Annotated in this window: 19 protein-coding genes; 9 read left to right on the top strand and 10 right to left on the bottom strand. The window is 68.7% G+C overall.

From position 1 onward, the window contains the following. Positions 1-7 precede the first annotated feature (7 nt). A complete protein-coding gene (argS, locus tag MUG96_RS01200) occupies positions 8-1765 on the bottom strand; it encodes an arginine--tRNA ligase (RefSeq protein WP_246985763.1) in 1758 nt (585 codons plus the stop codon). Between the two features lie 81 nt (positions 1766-1846). Here argS and MUG96_RS01195 point away from each other — a divergent pair, with 81 nt between their 5' ends. Continuing rightward, a complete protein-coding gene (locus tag MUG96_RS01195) occupies positions 1847-3394 on the top strand; it encodes an extracellular solute-binding protein (protein WP_246985762.1) in 1548 nt (515 codons plus the stop codon). A gap of 3 nt (positions 3395-3397) precedes the next feature. Here the strand turns inward: MUG96_RS01195 and MUG96_RS01190 are convergent, their stop codons facing one another. After that, positions 3398-3898 carry an HTH domain-containing protein gene (locus tag MUG96_RS01190; RefSeq protein ID WP_246985761.1) on the bottom strand — a complete coding sequence of 167 codons (501 nt, stop codon included), beginning with the start codon at positions 3896-3898 and terminating at the stop codon, positions 3398-3400. A gap of 188 nt (positions 3899-4086) precedes the next feature. On the opposite strand from MUG96_RS01190, the gene twy1 reads away from it, so the two are divergent. The 4 genes from twy1 (at position 4087) to ribB (ending at position 7418) form a co-directional block, all read left to right on the top strand. Further along, positions 4087-5082 (top strand): 4-demethylwyosine synthase TYW1, encoded by a 996-nt coding sequence (gene twy1, locus MUG96_RS01185; RefSeq protein ID WP_246985760.1) that lies wholly within the window; start codon positions 4087-4089, stop codon positions 5080-5082. 169 nt (positions 5083-5251) lie between these two features. Continuing rightward, entirely contained in the window at positions 5252-5851 is a 600-nt protein-coding gene (locus tag MUG96_RS01180; RefSeq protein WP_246985759.1) for a DJ-1/PfpI family protein, read from the top strand. A 207-nt stretch (positions 5852-6058) separates the two neighbouring features. After that, entirely contained in the window at positions 6059-6760 is a 702-nt protein-coding gene (locus MUG96_RS01175; RefSeq protein WP_246985758.1) for a DUF120 domain-containing protein, read from the top strand. After that, positions 6744-7418, top strand: a complete 675-nt coding sequence (gene ribB, locus MUG96_RS01170; RefSeq protein WP_246985757.1) for a 3,4-dihydroxy-2-butanone-4-phosphate synthase — start codon at positions 6744-6746, stop codon at positions 7416-7418. Before MUG96_RS01175 ends, ribB begins: the two co-directional genes overlap by 17 nt. A 16-nt stretch (positions 7419-7434) precedes the next feature. Here ribB and MUG96_RS01165 read toward each other — a convergent pair whose 3' ends face one another. Further along, positions 7435-7836, bottom strand: coding sequence for a hypothetical protein (locus MUG96_RS01165; RefSeq protein ID WP_246985755.1), 402 nt, complete (start codon positions 7834-7836; stop codon positions 7435-7437). 147 nt (positions 7837-7983) lie between these two features. On the opposite strand from MUG96_RS01165, the gene MUG96_RS01160 reads away from it, so the two are divergent. Beyond that, positions 7984-8181, top strand: a complete 198-nt coding sequence (locus MUG96_RS01160; RefSeq protein WP_246985753.1) for a hypothetical protein — start codon at positions 7984-7986, stop codon at positions 8179-8181. Here the strand turns inward: MUG96_RS01160 and MUG96_RS01155 are convergent. The 4 genes from MUG96_RS01155 to MUG96_RS01140 all read right to left on the bottom strand — a co-directional run bounded on the left by MUG96_RS01155 (position 8178) and on the right by MUG96_RS01140 (position 10548). Then, on the bottom strand, positions 8178-8870 hold the full coding sequence (locus MUG96_RS01155) for a TMEM165/GDT1 family protein (RefSeq protein ID WP_246985751.1): 693 nt from the start codon (positions 8868-8870) through the stop codon (positions 8178-8180). The genes MUG96_RS01160 and MUG96_RS01155 overlap by 4 nt on opposite strands. Then, entirely contained in the window at positions 8863-9597 is a 735-nt protein-coding gene (locus MUG96_RS01150; protein WP_246985749.1) for a metal-dependent transcriptional regulator, read from the bottom strand. The genes MUG96_RS01155 and MUG96_RS01150 overlap by 8 nt, the downstream gene beginning before the upstream one ends. Positions 9598-9797: 200 nt before the next feature. After that, positions 9798-10034 (bottom strand): hypothetical protein, encoded by a 237-nt coding sequence (locus MUG96_RS01145; RefSeq protein ID WP_246985747.1) that lies wholly within the window; start codon positions 10032-10034, stop codon positions 9798-9800. 226 nt (positions 10035-10260) lie between these two features. Then, complete coding sequence (locus tag MUG96_RS01140) at positions 10261-10548, bottom strand: hypothetical protein (RefSeq protein WP_246985745.1); 288 nt, start codon at positions 10546-10548, stop codon at positions 10261-10263. A 171-nt stretch (positions 10549-10719) separates the two neighbouring features. Between MUG96_RS01140 and MUG96_RS01135 the strand changes: the two genes are divergently transcribed. Further along, positions 10720-11565 carry a cytochrome c oxidase subunit 3 gene (locus MUG96_RS01135; protein ID WP_246985743.1) on the top strand — a complete coding sequence of 282 codons (846 nt, stop codon included), beginning with the start codon at positions 10720-10722 and terminating at the stop codon, positions 11563-11565. Positions 11566-11613: 48 nt separating this feature from the next. Continuing rightward, positions 11614-12141 (top strand): PKD domain-containing protein, encoded by a 528-nt coding sequence (locus MUG96_RS01130; protein ID WP_246985742.1) that lies wholly within the window; start codon positions 11614-11616, stop codon positions 12139-12141. Positions 12142-12180: 39 nt separating this feature from the next. Here MUG96_RS01130 and MUG96_RS01125 read toward each other — a convergent pair whose 3' ends face one another. Both MUG96_RS01125 and MUG96_RS01120 read right to left on the bottom strand, forming a co-directional pair. Further along, complete coding sequence (locus MUG96_RS01125; protein ID WP_246985740.1) at positions 12181-12696, bottom strand: DUF7979 domain-containing protein; 516 nt, start codon at positions 12694-12696, stop codon at positions 12181-12183. After that, the gene (locus MUG96_RS01120) at positions 12693-14969 is read right to left on the bottom strand and encodes a DUF6789 family protein (protein ID WP_308220112.1); all 2277 of its coding nucleotides are present in this window, start codon (positions 14967-14969) and stop codon (positions 12693-12695) included. The genes MUG96_RS01125 and MUG96_RS01120 overlap by 4 nt, the downstream gene beginning before the upstream one ends. Before the next feature lie 153 nt (positions 14970-15122). Between MUG96_RS01120 and coxB the strand changes: the two genes are divergently transcribed. Next, positions 15123-15857 carry a cytochrome c oxidase subunit II gene (gene coxB / locus MUG96_RS01115; RefSeq protein WP_246985738.1) on the top strand — a complete coding sequence of 245 codons (735 nt, stop codon included), beginning with the start codon at positions 15123-15125 and terminating at the stop codon, positions 15855-15857. 19 nt (positions 15858-15876) lie between these two features. On the opposite strand, the gene MUG96_RS01110 is transcribed toward coxB, so the two are convergent. After that, positions 15877-16224, bottom strand: a complete 348-nt coding sequence (locus MUG96_RS01110) for a thioredoxin family protein (RefSeq protein WP_246985736.1) — start codon at positions 16222-16224, stop codon at positions 15877-15879. Positions 16225-16279 lie beyond the last annotated feature (55 nt).

Raw genomic sequence — 16279 nt, 5'->3', positions numbered from 1 at the left:
TCCGCTGTTACATCGACTCGGGAGCGGCGACGCCGAGCGCGTCCAGGGCGTTGGCGACGGTGTGGCGTGCCGCGACGACCAGCGCCAGCCGCGCGTCCCGGGTCGCCCCCTCGGCGGAGAGCACCGGACACTCCCGGTAGAAGGCGTTGAACGCCTCCGCGAACTCGCGGGTGTAGGTCGCGACGACGTGGGGTTCGTGGTCGTCGGCCGCCGCCTCGATGACGGCCGGGAACCGCGCGATGGTGCGCAGGAGGTCGCGGGCCTCGGCGGTCTCTAGGGCGTCGGCGTCCACCGCGGCCGGTTCGGGCACGTCGTGACCGGCCTCCCGCGCTTCCCCGACGATCCCGCACGCCCGCGCGTGGACGTACTGGACGTAGGGGGCGGACTGGGCCTCGAAATCGAGCGCCCGCTCCCACTCGAAGGTGATGGCCTTGGCGGGCTGTTTCGAGACGATGTCGTAGCGGACGGCGCCGATGCCGACCTGGTGAGCGATGCGCTCGACGTCGTCTTCGTCGAGGTCGTCGTCCCGGAGACGGTCTTCGAGGCGGTCCTCGACCTCCTCGCGGGCGCGGTCGATGGCCTCGTCGAGCAGATCGTCGAGGTCGATGCCGGTCCCCTCCCGGGTGGACATCTTCCCCTCGGGGAGATTGACGTAGGAGTAGATTACCTGGTCGAGCCCGTCGGCGTCGTGGCCCAGCAGGTCGAGGGTGGTCCGAAGCTGGCGGGCCTGGAGCTTGTGGTCCTCGCCCAGCACCGTGACCGCGCGGTCGTAGTTCTCGAACTTCCACTCGTGGTGGGCCAGGTCGCGGGTGGCGTAGAGTGAGGTCCCGTCGGCTCGCAGATAGACGAGGTTCTTGTCGATGTCCGGCAGATCGAGTTGCCAGGCGTCGTCCTCGTAGACGGCGGCGTCCAGTTCTTCGAGGCGGTCGATCAGGTCGTCGACCGAGCCGTCGCGCATGAACCGGGTCTCCTTGACGAACTCGTCGAACTCGGCGGGGAGCCGGCCGAGACACACCTTCATCCCCGAGAGGACTTGATCGACGACCTCGCTGACCCGTTCGTAGGTCGCCTCGTCGCCCGCCTCCAGCCCCTGCATGATGGACTGAATCTCGTCTTCGGCGGCCTCGACCTCGGCTTCGGGCGCGTTTTCGAGGAACTCGTTGCCTTTGCGGTAGTAGCGCACGAGGTCGTACTCGATACGGTCCCGTTCGGGTTCGGGGAGGTCCTCCTCGTCGAAGGTCTCGTAGGCCCACGTGAACACGGCCATCTGCCGGCCGGCGTCGTTGACGTAGTAGTGGCGGTCCACGTCGTAGCCGGCGTACTCGAGGACGTTCGCGACGGCGTCGCCGATGATGGGGTTGCGGGCGCGGCCGACGTGGACCGGCCCCGTGGGGTTGGCGCTGGTGTGTTCGACGACGACGGACCGGTCTTTCGGGGGGAGTTCGCCGTAGGAGTCGTCACCCGCGGCCCGGAGCGTCTCGGCGAAGTAGGCGTCGCTCGGCAGGAAGTTGACGTAGGGGCCCTGCGTCTCGACGGCGGCGACGTAGGTCAGGTCGCCGGGATCGATCTCGGCGGCGACGTCGGCGGCCACCTCGGGCGGGGCGGCGCCGACCTCGCCGGCCAGCCGGAAGGCGACGCTGGAGGCGAGGACGGCGTCGACGTCCGCCGGCGGCTCCTCGATACCGAGGTCGTCGGTGGGGAGATCGAGGCCCGCGAGGGCGCTCGCGAGGGCGTCTTCGACCTCCCGGCGGGCGGAGCGGAACATACACCCCCGTTTTCGAGCGCCGGGTATAGGCCTGACGAGTTTCACCGGGCGTTTTATCCGTCACTCGTCCGAGGGGTCTGCATGGATCGACGGCGTTACCTCGCGCTGGTCGGAGCGGCCGCCGCGGTGGCCGGCTGTTCGGGCGGCGGGGAGGAGACGACGACCGGCGAGACGGACGCGGCGACCGACACCGACGCGGCGACGGCGACCGACTCACCGACGGCGGAACCGACCGCACCGCCGACGGACGCGGCGACGGCGACCGACACCGAGACCGCGACGGCGGAACCGACCGACACCGAGACGGAGGACGAACCGGCCGAGCAGGTCACGCTGACGTTCGCGGCCGCGCCGGTCGAGGCCGACGCGATGGGCGCGCTCAACGACGCGCTCCAGGCGGCGGGGTTGCGCGAGGACGTGACCCTCGAACTCCGGGACACGGACGAACGAGGGCTTCGCCAGCAGGCCCGGGAGTGGACGGCCGGCGGGCGGTCCGCGCCGGACCTGATCGTGACGGACGCGGGCTGGACGCGCTCGCTGCTGCGGGATAATCTGGGCGTTCGACTGGACGCGCGCTCGGAGTTCCCGGACTCGGCCCGAGAGCGGGTCAGGGGTGGTTTCGACGCGACGGTCGAGACGGTGACCGACGACGCGGGCGCGATCCGCGCGGTGCCGCTGCACGTCGGCGTGCCGACGATCGCCTACCGACAGGACCGCTTCCAGGAGGGCGGCCACGGGCAGGGCGCGGACCGGGCGACGACGCCGATGACATGGCAGGCGTTCGGGGACGTCATCAACGACGTCGTGAATCAGACCGGGGTTCCCCTCGGCTTCGGCTTCCGGGCGGCCCGCACCGACGAGCTGGCCTGCTGTCTGTTCAACGAACTGCTGACTTCGTGGGGCGGGGCCTACTTCGGGCGGCCCGACAGGCTCCTCGAACGGTCCGGCGGGCGGCCGGTGACCGCGGGCAACGAACCCGCCCGGAACGCGATGTCGATGCTCCGAACCTTCATGTACGACGACGACCCGCAGGCCCTGGACGAGTACGCGAGCGAGATCGCCTCGCCGGACGTACTGGACTGGAGCGGGTCGGAGCCGCGGTCGCGGCTCGAGCGGGGGAACGCGGCGGCGATCCGGGCGGAGCCGGACGAACTGGCCGCACTGGCCGCGTCCTCGGTCGGGTCGAACGTCGGCGCGATGCCGCTGCCCTACGCCGTGACGGAAAACGAGGCCGCACAGCGGGGGGCCGGCGGCTCGTCGCCGTCGATGGGCGGGTGGAACGTGCTCGTGAACCCGCGGAGCGACGACGTGAGCGCGGCCGTCTCCGCCGCGGCGGCGATGACGACCGACGAGTTTCACCTCGCCATGCTCGAACGTTCGAACTTCGTGCCGCCGCGGGCGGCGCTGCTGGAGACCGACCGGGCGCGGAACGCCGACCCGCTCGGGGAGTACCTCCCCACCCTCCAGTGGTCGGCGGAGAACGCCATCCCGCGGCCGTCGAACCGCCGATGGTACGACCGGATGTCCGACGTGGTCGAACGCGAGGTCCACGACGCGCTCTCGCAGGAGCAGAACCCGACCGAGGCGGCCCGGGGAATGGCGAGCCGGCTTCGCCGGTTCGAGGGGTAGGCGTCAGAGGTTCTCGGCGGCGTCGCCGTCCGCGAGCGCACCGAGCCCGTCCTCGATGCTCTGGTGGACGCCGTCGTTCCAGCAGGGGTACAGTCCGGTGAGGTCACCGTCACGGCGGATCGTGAGACAGATCACCGGAAAGACGATGATCCGCGAGGCCGAGGGGCCCGACGAGAGCAGGCCGCCGACGGCCTCGCGCGATTCGAAGAACGGTTCGAGCCGGAGGCCTGCCTCGTCGGCTGCCGCCTCGAACTCCTCGAACAACTCGACGGCACCGGCGTCGCTGTCACCGGCCTGGACCGGCACCGAGACCTGCGCGCTCCAGCGTTCGATGGTGAGGTCCGGGACCACGTCGTGCTCTTCGAGCTCCCGGAGCCGGTCGAGCACGACCTCCTGTCGCCGTACCGCCGGCGTCGACGGGGCCGACCGCAGATGGACCGTGACGGTGACGCCCTCGACGTCGTCAGCGCTACCCCCTTCCGTGTCAGGGGTTGTCAATGACATACCTATACTTGCGAAACATACGATAAAAGTCTTCGTGTTCAGTCAATCATTTCTGTTTTGGGCCTCTAATACCACATTCGTATTTTAATGCTTTGTAGAATAGTGGTTCGTAAATCCACTCTTGACAGTGAGGTGGGGCGCGGGCGGACACCGGGGGCTTTTGACGCTGGCTCGTCGAAAGAGTGGGTATGAGCGACAGCGAGTCCGGGGGCGGGGACGACGGGCCAAAGCAGGTGTCGGACCCGAACTACCACAGCGAGGATCACACGGCCGTCCAGACGTGTGGCTGGACGAAAAACGCGATGCGCGGGGAGGGGCGGTGTTACAAGAACGTCTGGTACGGGATCGAGTCCCACCGGTGTATCCAGATGACGCCGGTCGTCAAGTGCAACGAGCGGTGTGTCTTCTGCTGGCGGGACCACCAGGGCCACGCCTACGAGATGGACGACGTGGAGTGGGACGACCCCGCCGCCGTCGCCGACGCCTCCCTGCAACTCCAGAAGAAGTTGCTCTCCGGCTTCGGCGGCAACGACGAGGTCCCCGACGAGGTGTTCGAGGAGGCGATGGAACCCCGCCACGTCGCCATCTCGCTCGACGGCGAGCCCTCCCTCTATCCCTACCTCCCGGAACTCATCGAGGAGTTCCACGACCGCGACATCACCACCTTCCTCGTCTCGAACGGCACCCGCCCGGAGGTGCTGGCCGAGTGTGACCCCACCCAGCTGTACGTCAGCGTCGACGCCGCCGACCGGAAAACCTTCGACGAGGTCGTCAAAGCCGTCGAGGGCGACGCCTGGGACCGCCTCATCGACACCCTGGACGTCCTCGCCGAGAAGGAGGAGACCCGCACGGTCCTGCGGACGACCTGCATCGAGGGGCTGAACATGGACCACCCAGAGTGGTTCGCGTCGATGTTCCAGCGCGCGAAGCCCGATTTCGTCGAACTGAAGGCGTACATGCACGTCGGCCACTCGCGGGGCCGGCTGGACCGGGATTCGATGCCCGAACACGAACGCGTCCTCGAGTTCGCCGAGGAAGTCATGGAGCATATGCCCGACCACGACGTGCTGAAGGGCGTCCCGCCCTCGCGGGTGGCGCTGCTCTCGAAGACCGAGGACACCTGGGTCCCGAAACTGAAGAAGGATTCCGAGTTCTGGGAGCGGGACCCGGTCACCGGCGACTGACTCGCCCAGCGAGGGGCACACAGTGTCCCGAGCAGCGAGGCGGTCGCCGCTTCGCGACTGATGCACCCAGTGAGGCCGACAACGGCGGCCGAGCCGTGAATCGGTCGGCGCTGGCGACTGACGCACGCGGCGGCCGAACCGTTTTGTCCCCGCGCGCAGACGAGGGGCCATGGACATCGCCATCGTCGTCTACGACGGCTTCGACGAACTGGACGCCATCGGCCCCTACGAGGTGTTTCGGAACGCCGCCGACGCGGGCGCGGACTGTTCGGTGACGCTCCGGACCATCGAGGCGACCGACCGCGTGACGGCGAGCCACGACCTCCGGATCGAACCGGACGGCGTCCTCTCGGACGCCGACCCGGACCTGCTCGTGGTCCCGGGCGGTGGCTGGAACGACCGGAGCGCCGCGGGCGCGTGGGCCGAAGCCGAGCGGGGAACGATTCCCGAGGCCGCCGCCGACCTGCACGGCGCCGGCGTCACCGTCGCTGGCGTCTGTACCGGCGGGATGTTGCTGGCGCGGGCCGGCGTCCTCGACGGGCGGCCGGCCGTGACCCACGGCGGAGCGCTCGACGACCTCCGCGAGACGGCCGCCGAGGTGGTCGACGCACGCGTCGTCGACGACGGCGACGTGCTGACCGCGGGCGGGGTGACCTCGGGACTCGACCTGGCCGTCTACCTCGTCGAGCGCGAGTTCGGCGAGGAAGTCGCCGACCGCGTCCGCACCGAGATGGAGTACGAACCCCGCGGGACGGTCGTCCGGGGCTGATCGGCCGCCGGAACCGCCGACGACCGGACGTCGGGGGCCGGCCGCAGGACGCCGACCCCGGCGACCGAACGCGTTCGAGGCAACACCTTTAGGCGGCCGCCCCATCGTCTTCGAGTAGGAAACGTCGGTTCCGTTCCTTTGCGTTCCAAATCCGTTACGCATCTCATATTCGGTACGCTTATCCGCGACAGTCCCTTACCGTCGGGTATGGCACAGACGACGGGGCGAACGGTGGGCCACGACGAACTGGCGACGCTGAAGCTGCTGGCGCTCGAGGGGGCCATCGAGGGTCAGCAGAAGGTGTCGTGTTCGGCGCTGGCCGCCGACCTGGACGCCTCGAACCAGACCGCGTCGCGACGCCTGCAGGGACTCGACGACGAGGGCTACGTCGAGCGGGAGATCGTCAGCGACGGGCAGTGGGTCGAGATCACGCCCGCAGGCGAGTCGGCCCTGCGCCGGGAGTACGCCGACTACCGCCGGGTGTTCGAGCGCGACGCCTCCATCGAACTCGCCGGCTTCGTCACGAGCGGCATGGGCGAGGGCCGCCACTACATTTCCCTGCCGGGCTACATGGAGCAGTTCATCGACAAGCTCGGCTACGAACCGTTCGCGGGGACGCTGAACGTGGATTTGACCGCCGAGAGCGTCCGCGCTCGCGCCGGCGTGGCCGCGCTCGAACCGGTCCAGATCGAGGGCTGGGAGGACGACGAACGAACCTACGGGCCGGCGTACTGCTACCCGGCGACGGTCGCGTCGGGCGACAGCATCTACGAGCCCGCCCACGTCATCACGCCCGAGCGGACCCACCACGACGAGGATCAGCTGGAAGTGATCGCCCCGGACAAGCTCCGGGACGAACTCGGACTCGAGGACGGCGACGAGGTGACCGTCGATGTCACGGAGCGATAACATGCAACGAACTACGAGCGGTATCGACGCGGCACTGGCAGCGTTCCGGGCCGGCGAGCCCGTGCTCGTCCACGACGCCGCCGACCGGGAGGGCGAGACGGACCTGATCTATCCGGCCGCGGCGGTGACGCCCGCGGCCGTCGCCCGGATGCGCAACGACGCCGGCGGCCTGGTCTGTACGGCCCTCTCCTACGAGGTCGCGGAGGCGTTCGACCTCCCGTTCATCCAGGACGTCGTCGACCACCCGGCGGCCGCCGACCACGACCTCGCGTACGACGAGCGGTCATCGTTCTCGCTGACCGTCAACCACCGCGAGACGTTCACCGGCATCACCGACGAGGACCGCGCCCGCACCATCACGGAACTCGGCCGGGCCGCCGCCGCCCCCGACGCGACCGACTTCGCCGCCGAGTTCCGCACGCCCGGCCACGTCCACGTCCTCAAGGCCGCGCCGGACCTGCTGGGGGACCGACTCGGCCACACCGAACTCGGGATCTCGCTCGCGGCGGCCACCGACCAGGCCCCCGCAGTCGTGGTCTGTGAGATGCTCGACGACGAGACAGGCGAGGCACTCCCGCCCGCCGCCGCGCAGGCATACGGCGAGCGGACCGGCATCCCCTACGTCGAGGGCAGCGAGATCGTCGACCGCCTCGGGTAGCGCCCGACCACCCCGATCAGCGGATCGAGACGTTCGTCCGGTTGAGGTAGGCGTTGAACGTCTCGGCGTCGCCGGTGACGATACGGCCGAGCGTCGCCTCGTACGCCGAGATGGAGAAGGACCCGTCGTCCTGTGACTCCCGTGGCTCGGGGATGTGCGCCCGGCCGTCGTCGACGCTGACGACGACGTGGTACTCGACCGGGGAGGACCCGTAGTAGACGTAGTAGCCAAAGCGGGCGTTCCCGCCCTGAATCTGGTTGGTCCAGGGCATCTGGTAGCGGCTGTCGATCTGTTCCTCGCGGCTGATCCGGAGGTTCACGTCCGGCTGGTACGTCCAGGTTCCCCGGTTAGTGAAGGCGATCCACTCGTGAAAGGCCGACCCCGCGACCGTCGCCTGCACGTCGTCGTACGCAGTCATTCACGCAGGCCGATAGGTCACCGGTCGTAATAAATCGGCAGGGGATTTCGGGGACAGTGACGGCGCTCTGACCGCCCGTCGGTTTCGTGTCGAACCCCTCTGAAAGATAGGACAGGACACATATGGGTCGGCCAGAGACGTGGGAGTATGCTCCGGGACCGCTCGGCCGCCGCGCTGGCAGCCCTCCCCGAGGCGTACGTCTATCCGGTCCTCATCGTCGTGTTGACCGTCGGCACGGCGGCCGCGCTGGCGACCAACCGTGACCTGCTCGGCGTCGTCGGCGTCGTGGCGCTGTCGGTCGTCTCGCTCGCGTACGGCGCGATGCAACGGCCCGAGGACTTCTAGACGAGCCCCACGAGAGCGGTGCTGATCGCACCGACGAGGTGCTCCCAGATCGAGTAGCCCACGGTCAGCGACAGGACCGTATCGAGCCCGAAGAAGGCAAAGAGGCCGGCGCCGAAGAAGTGGGCCTTCCGCACGTCGAAGTCCTGGGCGAAGCGGTAGAAGAACACGGCGTTTGCGATGCTCACCGGGATGATGGCGAGCATCTCGCCGACCCAGATGGCCGGGTTCGCACCGTACTGGAGCGCGAGGCTGATCGTCACCAGCTGGGTCTTGTCGCCGAACTCGCCGACGGCCATCATCCCGAAGATGGGGACGAAACCGCCGAGGAACTCCGGGGGTTGCCCGACGACCGGCAGCTCGAAGTCGTCGATGGCCGCCATACCGCCGTCGGTGTCGACCGCCGGCTGACCCGGGGCCGGCGCCGACCGGAAGAGCAGGTACGCAAAGAGCAGGAACATCCCGGCGGTGAGGACGTCGAGCAGGGTCGGATCGAGCGCGCCCTTGACGGCCTGCCCGAACCAGATCTCGAGGGCGGTCCAGCCGGCGAAGGACGCCCCGGCCGCCGAGACGACCACCGCGGGGTGGTAGTGCGTCGACAGCCCGGAGATCAGGAACTGGACCTTCTCGCCGGGCAGGACGGCTAGCTGGGCCGTCATGGCGACGACCATGACTGTCAGGAAGTCACTCACGACCGCTCACCTCCGCGGGGCGGCCCGCGTCGTCCTCGTGCTCGGTCCGGGGTTCGTCATCGGCTCCGCCGTCCACCGGGCGGGCCCGGATGGTCTCGGCGACGCCCTCGGGCAGGCCCTGGCGGCCGTCCTCGTGGACGACCGTCACCATCCCGATGGGTGCCTTCTCGACGAGTTCGAGCGTCCGTCCGGGGACGATTCCCGCGTCGGAGAGGTAGGTGAGTTCGTCCTCGTCGCGGTCCCGGACCCGGGCGACGACGACGCGGTCGCCGACCTCGAACGCCGAGAGCGGGGCGGTGTCGTCCTCGGCCGGCGGCTCCAGGGTTTCTCCCGGGATGGGGTCACCGTGGGGATCGACCCGCGGGTCCCCCATCCGCTCGGCGATCCGCGCCTCGAACTCCTCGCTGATGTGGTGTTCCAGCACGTCCGCCTCCGCGTGCACGTCGGTCCACTCGTAGTCGAGGTGGTCGACCAGAAACGCCTCCAGCAGGCGGTGGTGGCGGATGATCTCGATAGCCACCGTCTGTCCCTCGTCGGTCAGTTCCACGCCCTTGTACTTCTCCCGGACGATCAGCCCCCGGTCGGCCAGTTTCTCCATCATGCTCGTGACCGTCGGCGAGGTCACGTCCAGGTACCCCGCGACCTTCGAGGTCCCCACCGGCGCCCCGTGTCCGCGCTGGAGCTCGTAGATCGCCTTCAGATAGTCCTCCATGACGTCGCTCAGCATTCACCCGGAATTAGACGCGTCTAATTCTTAAGTCTGCCCCTTCGAACAACTGAAGTGGTAGCTGCCGAATCCAGGTGTGACTGGGGTGTAGCGAGGTGCTGGCGGGCATCGGGACCGGTGCGGGAAGTCAGCGGTGTCGCTGAGACGGGAGTCTGCAGTCCGGCGGGAGGCGGTCGTGGGTGAAACGCAGGGAGCGTGAGTTACCAGTCAGTCGGGCGACCGGCGGCGGCGCCCGCGAACTCGGGTGTCCACTCCTCGACGTGGTCGCCACAGGCGGGACAGGTATCCCAGTCGCGGACCGACGGGAGGAACGCATCGACGGTGGACGCGTCGAACACGCCGGCCTGTAGCTCGAAGTCACAGTCGTCCGCGACACAGCGGACGGCAATCTCGTGTGAGACGACGCCCCCAGCGTCGGCCCCCCGGTTCTCGCTCATGACGGAACGGACGCGCTCCAGGAACTTACATCCCCTGCTCATTGACTTCCTCCCACCCGTGAACAGTAGTTGCTGATTCGGCTGCTATCTCTGTTGACGAGCGAACTCACAGAACGTGAGATCGCCGTGCACCTGGTGCACGGCTCTCAGAACCGGTATGAATCGGAGTGGAAACTAGCAACACTCCTACTTCAGCAACTACTGTGAAGGGGTGGGCTTCCGCTCGCTACGTGTCAGTGCCGTCGGGTTCCCCGCCCCAGTCGAGGTCGGCCCCGAGTTCGAGATGGCCGGTGGAGTGGAGAACGGCCGCGGTCCCGATGCCGATCAGGACCGCGCCGGCGAGCATTCCGGCGCCCAGCAGCGACATGGCCGTCAGCGACGCGACCTCTATCGACGGCGAGTACGTCGCGAGCGCCCACGCGAAGTCGCCGAGGAATACCCCACCCGCGATCATCAGAATGAACCCCAGCAGGCGACTCGGCGTCCCGGTCGCCGGCTTGTCCCTGATACGCATACGATACGGTTCGGACCGCGCGTGGTTATGTGTTTCTCCCGCTACGGCCGTCGAAAGCAATTGCGCCGTCCGCGTCGCCTCCGTGTCCGGTCGTCCCCGCCGCGGCGCCGCCCGGCTCGCGGGGCCGTGACGATGGGATTTTTAGTTCGCTCGGGCCAAGCGCCGACCAGGATGTCGGGATCGACCGTCGACGAACGGCGCGGACGGGGGGGCAACGGCCACGGGGACGGCGGCGACCACGAGGAACACCGCAGCCGCTGGCCGTTCGTCGCCGCCATCGGCACGGGCGCGCTCTACTTCGGTGCGGCACTGACCTTCCTCGCGGCCAGCGCCGGCGTCCTCCCGTCGGTCGTCGGCCTCTCGCTCGTCGGCCTCGGTGCGGTCGGCATCGTCGCCGGCCTCGCCGGCTGGGTCTACGAGGGCTTTCTCGCCGGCTACTGGGACCACCGTGTCTCGCCGGCCCGCCAGCGCGCCTACCGGACCACCACGATCCTCTTTCTGCTGACCGACGTGGCTACCTTCGGCGCGGGCTTCGTCTACTACTTTTTCGTCCGGGCCGGCGCGTGGCCGCCGAGCGACCTCCCGCACCTGCTCGGGTCGCTCGTGCTCGTCAACACCGGCCTGCTCGTCGCCAGCAGTGTCACGCTCCATTTCGCCCACACGTCGCTGGAAGCCGGAAAGCGCCGACGGTTCCTCGGCCTGCTCGGCGCGACCCTCGCACTCGGCGTGACCTTCGTCGGCGGCCAGTTGCTGGAGTACTACGAGTTCGTCGTCGAGGGGGGGTTCACGCTCACGAGCGGGGTGTTCTGGAGCGGGTTCTACGGACTGACGGGGCTGCACGGCTTCCACGTCCTCGTCGGCGTGGTCTTCATCGGCGTCGTGTTCGCGCGGGCGCTCCGGGGCCAGTACGACGCCGAGCGCGACACCTCGGTCGCGACCGCCTCGCTGTACTGGCACTTCGTCGACGCCGTCTGGCTGTTCCTCGTCGCGGTGCTTTACGTCGGCGCGACGGTGTAGCACGCGGACGGACGACACGCTCTTGGCCGTCGCCACACACCGGACACCATGGACCGTCGTGAGTTCGTTCTGACCGCCGTCAGCGCGGGCGCCCTCGGGACCGCCGGCTGTGCCGGGAGCGACGACGCGTCGCCGGACGGGGCCACCACGACTGCACGCGGCGACGGGACCGCCACGCCGGCGGAGACGAGCCGAGAGACGAGCCGAGAGACGACCCGGGCAGATACCACACCGACGGAGTCAGAAACGACGACCCCGGCCGATGGAACCGACGACGACGTCACGGAGACTCCGGTCGGGGAGCCCCCGGAGGCACGTATCGACGCGACGCCGACGCGGGGGCCGGCCCCGCTGACGGTCGCGTTCGACGGGCGCGGCTCCGTCGACCCGGACGGGGAAATCGTCGAGTACATCTGGCTGTTCAAGGACATGCGGCCGCCCGTGACCGGGCCGACCGCGGAACACATCTTCACGAGCGACGGGACGACGCGGGCCGTCGAACTCATCGTCACCGACGACGACGGGAACACCGACCGCGCGACGGTCGAGATACGGATCGACCCCGCCAGCGCGTGAGGGGGCCGCGACCGGACGGGATGGAGTCCGTCGGGTCCGTCAGGCCCCGCCCTGCCGGCGCTCGAAGGCCAGGTACCACCGGTACAGCGGCGGGGTGAGGACGCCACCGATGCCGAGCAGGATGCCGACGACGCCCAGCGGCAGGAGAAGCGGGTCGGCGGCGAGACACTCGTTGTCAGACGCGAGCGTCGTGTAGTAGGCCTCGCCGTCGGTCGTGACGAGCACGCCCCGCTCGATGGCCTCCCGGTTGGGGAAGGCCCCGTCGACCTCGCCCTCGCGGGTGCTCGCCTCGCGGGCCGCCTCGAAGGCTTCGCGTTCGGCCGCGCTCAGGTTCGACAGGGGGATGCGGTCGAGCGTCGGGCCGCCCTCGCCGTAGCCGTCCTGGAGGCGCTCGGTGTCCTCGGCGGTCTCGACCGTGACGATGGGGTTCCCACAGAGACCGAGTTCTGTCTGGACGACGCTGTAGCCGCCGACGACGCCGCCGGCGATGCCAAGGGAGAGGAGGACGGCCCCGAGGAAGGGCGCGCCGTAGGTGAGGACGGCGTCGGTGTTCATGTCGCCTCCCGGGCCTGCGAGCGGCGGTACTCGGCGTACCGGAGCACGCCCGAGAGCCCGAGTCCGTACAGCCAGTGGCCGACGAAGACGAACACGAGGTAACCGAGCAGTTCCAGCCCGGACTGGCCCGTGTAGAAGGCGATGGTGAACCCGAGGGCGATGATCGTCGCGTAGGAGAGCCCGGTGACGATGAGCATGCGCCCGGGCAGGTACTCCGCGAGCGCCCGAAAGAGGATGGCCCAGGTGGTCATTCCGCCGAGGAAGAAGACGGCGAAGCCGATGGGGACGTTCGCACCGAGTCCGACCAGCTCCGAGAGTTCGCCGAAGGCCGCGAGGTCGATGACGCCGACCGCGACGCCGGAGAGGAGCACCGCCGACATGAGCGCGGTGCCGAGAAAGCCACCGAGCGCGCCGTAGAGCGTGTCCGAGACGATGGAGCGGGCGAGGCCGCGGGGGTCACGCAGGAACTGCGGACTCCCCTTCTCGGGGTCGGTCGTCTTCGAGGGGCGGACGCTGTCGGGTTCGGTCGGCTCGATGGCGTACTCGCGTTCGAGGCGGCGCTCGAAGTGCTGCCACTCGGGCGTGAACTGGTCGGTCTCCTTGAGGTCCCACACGTCGGCGTCCTCGACGGGGTCGCCGTTCCAGTACGACCAGAGCATGTTGTACAGCCACAGCAGGGCGGCGACGCCGACGAGGAAGGCCCCGACGGAGGCGAACTGCTGGAGGCCCGCGAACTCCGCCGGGTAGTTCGCGTACCGCCGCGGGAGTTCGAGAAATCCGAGGACGATGAGCGTCCCGAACGCGGCCACCGAGCCGACGATGAGCAGGGCGGACTGGAACTTCGCCAGCCGGCGGTCGTACATCCGCCCGGTGAGGATGGGATACCAGTAGTAGGACGCGGCGATCATCATCATCGGGATGATGCCGACGACGATCATGTGGAAGTGCCCGACGACGTAGTAGGTGCCGTGGTAGACGATGTCGACCGGGATGGCCGCGAGGAAGACGCCGGTGACGCCGCCGACGACGAAGGTCCCGATGGAGCCGATACAGAGGATACCCGGTGCCGTCATGCGAATCCGCCCGTCCCAGATCGTCGTGATCCAGTTGAATATCTTGATGGCCGAGGGGACGGCGATGGCGATGGAGATCGCCATGAAACTCGCCCGGAGCCGCGGGTCGAGCGCCGTCGTGAACATGTGGTGGGCCCAGACGCCGAAACTCATGACGGCGATGGCGAGCGTCGAGTAGACGATGTAGCGGAAGCCGAACAGTTTCCGGCCGACGAACTTCGGGAGGATGGTGCTCATCAGCCCCGTCGCCGGGAGAAAGAGGATGTACACCTCCGGGTGCCCCCAGAACCAGAACAGGTGTTGCCAGAGGATGGGGCTGCCGCCCTCCACCGCGTAGAACGTCGTCCCGAGGTTCCGGTCCATCAACAGCATGACGAGGGCACTCCCGAGCAGGGGGAAGGCAAAGAGGGCGATCGCGCTCGTGGTGAGGATGTTCCACGAGAAGATGTCGAGGTCGGCCCAGGAGACCGACTCGTCGCGTTCGTGGAAGATGGTGACGACGAAGTTGATCGCGCCGATGGTCGTCGCGATCCCCGAGAGGTGAAGCCCCAGCAGCAGGAAATCGATCTGTGGGTTGCCCTGCGTCGTCGACAGCGGCGTGTACATCGTCCAGCCGATGCCCGGTTCCTCCAGCGCCTGGAAGAAGGCCACGAGCGGGCCGGAGGTGACCGCGCCCAGCACCTGCGCGAAAATCTGGGCGAACAGGCCGAAGCGGGCCAGGAGGAGCGCCGGCGGGAGCAACCAGAAGCCGATGGCGTTCAGGCGGGGGAAGGCCATGTCCTCGGCGCCGACCAGGAGCGGGATGAAGTAGTTCCCGATGCCGAAGAAGACGGGGAGGACGAAGAAAATCAGCATCGTGATGCCGTGCTCGGTAAAGAGGGCGTTGTAGGTGCGCTCGGTCCAGATGTCCGCGGCGGGCGTCAGCAGTTCGGTGCGGAGCATCATGGCGTCGACGCCGCCCCACAGCGCGGCGACGGTCCCGAAGACGATGTAGAGGATACCGATCTCCTTGTGGTCGACGGTGGTCGTCCACCGCACCAGCTGTTCGTAGAGAAACGAGGGGTCGAAGATGGACCGGTCGTGTCCGTACCCGCCGTCCGCGCGGGCGTCGGCCCCCGCCCGGCGCGCCCGGCGGACGAACAGGAGGACGGCGGCGAGGAGGGCGACGAGTGCCGTCAGTTCGGCCGCACCCCGGTTCATGCGTCCCACCACCGCCGTCGGGGGACGGCTCGCGGTTCCAACATACTCGCCTCGTGCGCGGGCGGTGTCTTAAATCGGCCGGGATACGACCGAAATGAACACGACGGGACCGAGTCAGGGGTTATTTATTCCCGTCTCGTGTGGGGTCGGATAATGCGGCTCCGCCGTGTCGCCCTGGCCGGCTGTTCGCTGGTCGCGCTCGTCTGGCTGGCGTCCAGCCCGGCGGCCGCCCAGTCGGTCAACCGGAACCTCATCGACGAACTCAACACCCAGCTGCTGTACGTCGCGCTCCCGCTGACGGTGTTCGTCGAGGTCATCCTCGTCTACGCCGTCGTCCGCTTCTCCGGCAACGACGACCCGAAACCGACCATCGACGTGCCCTCGCTGGAACTCACCTGGACCATCGCGACGGCGATCGTCCTGCTTTTCGTCGGCCTCTCGGCCTACGTCGTCCTCACGAACCCGTACATCTCGCCGGGGCAGGCCGCTGCGACCGTCGACGGCGACGACGAGCGCGTCCAGGTCACCGGCTACCGCTACGGCTGGCAGTTCACCTACCCCGAGGCGAACGTCACGACGCGGAACGAGTTGGTGATTCCCGCGAACCGCAGCGTCACGCTGAACATGACCTCGGCGGACACCCTCCACGCCCTGTTCGTCCCGCGGCTCGGCGTCAAGAAGGACCTCTTCCCCGGGGAGTACACCCGGATTCGGACGAACGCCACGCGGTTCGGCGAGCACCGCGCCTACTGTACCGAACTCTGTGGCGTCGGCCACTCCCGGATGCGCGCGACCGTCACGGTCGTCAACGAGACGGCCTACCGGACCTGGCTGGCAGACCACGCGGGCCAGCACAGCGTCACCGAGGCACCGCCGGTGCCGGAGTAAGGGCCTCGGGGTTTCCGATTCACGCGGTTTCGGCGTCGATCCAGTCCACCAGTTCGCCGGTCCCGACGAACCCCTCCGCGCGGCGGGCGACCGGTTCGCCGTCGACGAACAGGACCAGCAGGGGGACGCTCCGCACGTCGAACCGCTCGACCAGCGGCGGGTCGTCGCGGGGGTTCACCGTGGCGACCGCGGCGTCGGTCGCGCGGGCGACGTTCCCCAGGACCGGCTCCATGCTCCCACAGATCGTACACCCGTCCGTGTAGAACTCCACGAGCGCGAGGTCGGTGTCGGCGACGAACTCGTCCAGCGCGGCCGCGTCGTCGAGATCGACGGGGCGAGCGGACGGGCCTGGGGCGGATTCTGACATGGTCGGTCGTACGCGCTCTGGACACTTAACGAGCGGCCGGGACGCGGTCGCCGCG

This window comes from Halorientalis marina, assembly GCF_023028345.1.
GTDB classification, from domain to species: Archaea; Halobacteriota; Halobacteria; order Halobacteriales; family Haloarculaceae; genus Halorientalis; species Halorientalis marina.
This window is presented reverse-complemented; position numbering and strand designations above follow the sequence as displayed.

Excerpts from the sequence above, each read along its gene's own strand:
- ribB (WP_246985757.1), top strand. The coding sequence starts at position 6,744 with ATGTCACGGAGCGATAACATGCAACGAACTACGAGCGGTATCGACGCG.
- argS (WP_246985763.1), bottom strand. The coding sequence starts at position 1,765 with ATGTTCCGCTCCGCCCGCCGGGAGGTCGAAGACGCCCTCGCGAGCGCC.
- MUG96_RS01195 (WP_246985762.1), top strand. The coding sequence starts at position 1,847 with ATGGATCGACGGCGTTACCTCGCGCTGGTCGGAGCGGCCGCCGCGGTG.
- coxB (WP_246985738.1), top strand. The coding sequence starts at position 15,123 with ATGCGGCTCCGCCGTGTCGCCCTGGCCGGCTGTTCGCTGGTCGCGCTC.
- MUG96_RS01140 (WP_246985745.1), bottom strand. The coding sequence starts at position 10,548 with ATGCGTATCAGGGACAAGCCGGCGACCGGGACGCCGAGTCGCCTGCTG.
- MUG96_RS01165 (WP_246985755.1), bottom strand. The coding sequence starts at position 7,836 with ATGACTGCGTACGACGACGTGCAGGCGACGGTCGCGGGGTCGGCCTTT.
- MUG96_RS01190 (WP_246985761.1), bottom strand. The coding sequence starts at position 3,898 with ATGTCATTGACAACCCCTGACACGGAAGGGGGTAGCGCTGACGACGTC.
- MUG96_RS01180 (WP_246985759.1), top strand. The coding sequence starts at position 5,252 with ATGGACATCGCCATCGTCGTCTACGACGGCTTCGACGAACTGGACGCC.
- MUG96_RS01130 (WP_246985742.1), top strand. The coding sequence starts at position 11,614 with ATGGACCGTCGTGAGTTCGTTCTGACCGCCGTCAGCGCGGGCGCCCTC.
- twy1 (WP_246985760.1), top strand. The coding sequence starts at position 4,087 with ATGAGCGACAGCGAGTCCGGGGGCGGGGACGACGGGCCAAAGCAGGTG.
- MUG96_RS01135 (WP_246985743.1), top strand. The coding sequence starts at position 10,720 with ATGTCGGGATCGACCGTCGACGAACGGCGCGGACGGGGGGGCAACGGC.
- MUG96_RS01160 (WP_246985753.1), top strand. The coding sequence starts at position 7,984 with ATGCTCCGGGACCGCTCGGCCGCCGCGCTGGCAGCCCTCCCCGAGGCG.
- MUG96_RS01125 (WP_246985740.1), bottom strand. The coding sequence starts at position 12,696 with ATGAACACCGACGCCGTCCTCACCTACGGCGCGCCCTTCCTCGGGGCC.
- MUG96_RS01120 (WP_308220112.1), bottom strand. The coding sequence starts at position 14,969 with ATGAACCGGGGTGCGGCCGAACTGACGGCACTCGTCGCCCTCCTCGCC.
- MUG96_RS01145 (WP_246985747.1), bottom strand. The coding sequence starts at position 10,034 with ATGAGCGAGAACCGGGGGGCCGACGCTGGGGGCGTCGTCTCACACGAG.
- MUG96_RS01150 (WP_246985749.1), bottom strand. The coding sequence starts at position 9,597 with ATGCTGAGCGACGTCATGGAGGACTATCTGAAGGCGATCTACGAGCTC.
- MUG96_RS01175 (WP_246985758.1), top strand. The coding sequence starts at position 6,059 with ATGGCACAGACGACGGGGCGAACGGTGGGCCACGACGAACTGGCGACG.
- MUG96_RS01110 (WP_246985736.1), bottom strand. The coding sequence starts at position 16,224 with ATGTCAGAATCCGCCCCAGGCCCGTCCGCTCGCCCCGTCGATCTCGAC.